The sequence below is a fragment of the Nocardioides sp. PD653-B2 genome (assembly GCF_002117935.1).
Lineage (GTDB): Bacteria > Actinomycetota > Actinomycetes > Propionibacteriales > Nocardioidaceae > Nocardioides.
Window position 1 is genome coordinate 1 of sequence record NZ_BDJE01000079.1, and the last position, 1,958, is coordinate 1,958.

Annotated in this window: 1 protein-coding gene; it reads left to right on the top strand. The window is 72.2% G+C overall.

The features are described 5' to 3' along the window. Positions 1-97: 97 nt before the first annotated feature. Positions 98-1,936 (top strand): heterodisulfide reductase-related iron-sulfur binding cluster, encoded by a 1,839-nt coding sequence (locus PD653B2_RS24140; RefSeq protein WP_085874970.1) that lies wholly within the window; start codon positions 98-100, stop codon positions 1,934-1,936. The last annotated feature ends 22 nt before the right edge of the window (positions 1,937-1,958 follow it).

The window sequence follows — 1,958 nt, forward strand, 5'->3', positions numbered from 1 at the left end:
GTGTCGGCGAGGAGCGCGCCCAGGGTGATCACGAGCTCGCCGCCGAGGTCGTCGCAGGCGGCGAGCAGCTCGGCGCAGAACTGCCGCCAGCGCATGTTTGGCCGGCGTCAGCTTCGGGGTCCTCGGCAACGGCGAGACCTGCACCGGCGACCCCGCCCGCCGCGCCGGCAACGAGTTCGTCTTCCAAGGCCTCGCCCAGCAGAACGCCGAGACCTTCACCGAGTACCGGGTCAAGAAGGTCGTCTCGACCTGCGCGCACTGCTTCAACACCCTCAAGAACGAATACCAAGAGTTCGGCATCGAGCTCGAGGTCGTCCACCACACCCAGCTCCTCAACCGGCTGGTGCGCGAGGGCAAGCTGACCCCGATCAAGGACGGCGACGGCGCCCACCAGCGCTCCATCACCTACCACGACCCCTGCTTCATCGGCCGCCACAACGGCGTCTACACCCCACCGCGCGAGCTGCTCGAGATCCTGCCCGGTGCGGAGTTCGTCGAGATGGAACGCAACTCCGAGAAGTCCTTCTGCTGCGGCGCCGGCGGCGCCCGCATGTGGATGGAGGAGAACATCGGCGAACGCATCAACGTCAACCGCACCGTCGAGGCCATCAGCACCGGCGCCGACCAGATCGCCGTCGGCTGCCCCTTCTGCCGCGTCATGCTCTCCGACGGACTCACCGCCCAACAAGCCAAAGGCGAGGCCCGCGAAGAAGTCGAGGTCCTCGACGTCGCCCAGATGCTCCTCGCCTCCGTCAAGGGCGAGGTCGCCACCCGGGCCAAGCCCGGCTCGGCGGCGGCCGCTGCTCCGGCCGCGAAGAAGGCCGACGAGAAGCAGGACGAGGCCACCAAGGCGGAGCCCGAGGAGGGCGACGCCACCCAGACGTCCGAGACCGTGACGGACACCGAGGACGCCGGCCCGGCCGCCAAGGCCAGCGGCGGGTCCTCGCTCTTCGACACCCCGGAGGCGAAAGAACCCGCCGAGACCGCCGCCGAGGACAAGCCCGTCGAGGAGGAGGCGAAGGCCGCGAAGCCCGCCTCGTCCGGCGGCTCGCTCTTCGATGTCGGTGGCGACGAGCCTGCCGAGCCGGAGGCCGAGGCCGAACCGGAGCCCGTCGAGAAGGCCGACGAGCCGAAGGCCGAGGAGATGCCCGCCGCGTCCGGCGGCTCGCTCTTCGACATCGCAGCCGACGAGCCCGCCGCTCCGGCGGCGAAGGCCGAGGCGGAGCCGAACCCCGAGCCCGAGCCCACCGAGGAGCCGAAGGCAGCAGCCGCCCCGGCGGCCGAGCCGAAGACCGAGATCCCCAGCGGCTCGCTCTTCGACATCGAGACCCCGGCGCCCGCCGCACCGGCCGCGACGTCGGAGCCCGAGCCCGAGGTCGAGGTCGAGGTCGAGGACACGGCAGAGCCGGAGCTCGAGGCGAAGGACGAGCCCGCCGAGGAGCCGAAGGCGGAGGCTGCCCCGGCGGCCGAGCCGAAGACCGAGATCCCGAGCGGATCGCTCTTCGACATCGAGACCCCGGCGCCCGCCGCACCGGCCGCGAAGTCCGAGCCCGAGCCCGAGGTCGACTCGGAACCCGAGGCGGAGCCCGAGGCAAAGGCCGAGCCGGAGCCCGAGGACAAGGCCGAGCCGGAGCCGGAGCCCGAGGACAAGGCCGAGCCGGAGCCGAAGGCCGGGGACGTCAGCCCCGGGGCAGCGGTGAGCGCCGCCGCCACCGCGGCCGCCAGCGCCGCCGCGGGCGAGAACACCGAGCCCGAGCCCGAGGCGGAGCCGGAGCCGGAGCCGGAGCCCGAGCCCGAGCCGGAGCCCACCGACGAGTCCGACGACGCGCCGGAGGAGAAGGCCGAGGAGAAGCCGAAGCCGGCCTCCACCGGCGAGGCCCACCAGCCGAAGACCGACGTGGACATCCACGAGACCGGATCTCTCTTCGACCTCTAGAGCACAGTGCGGTGGATCGGAT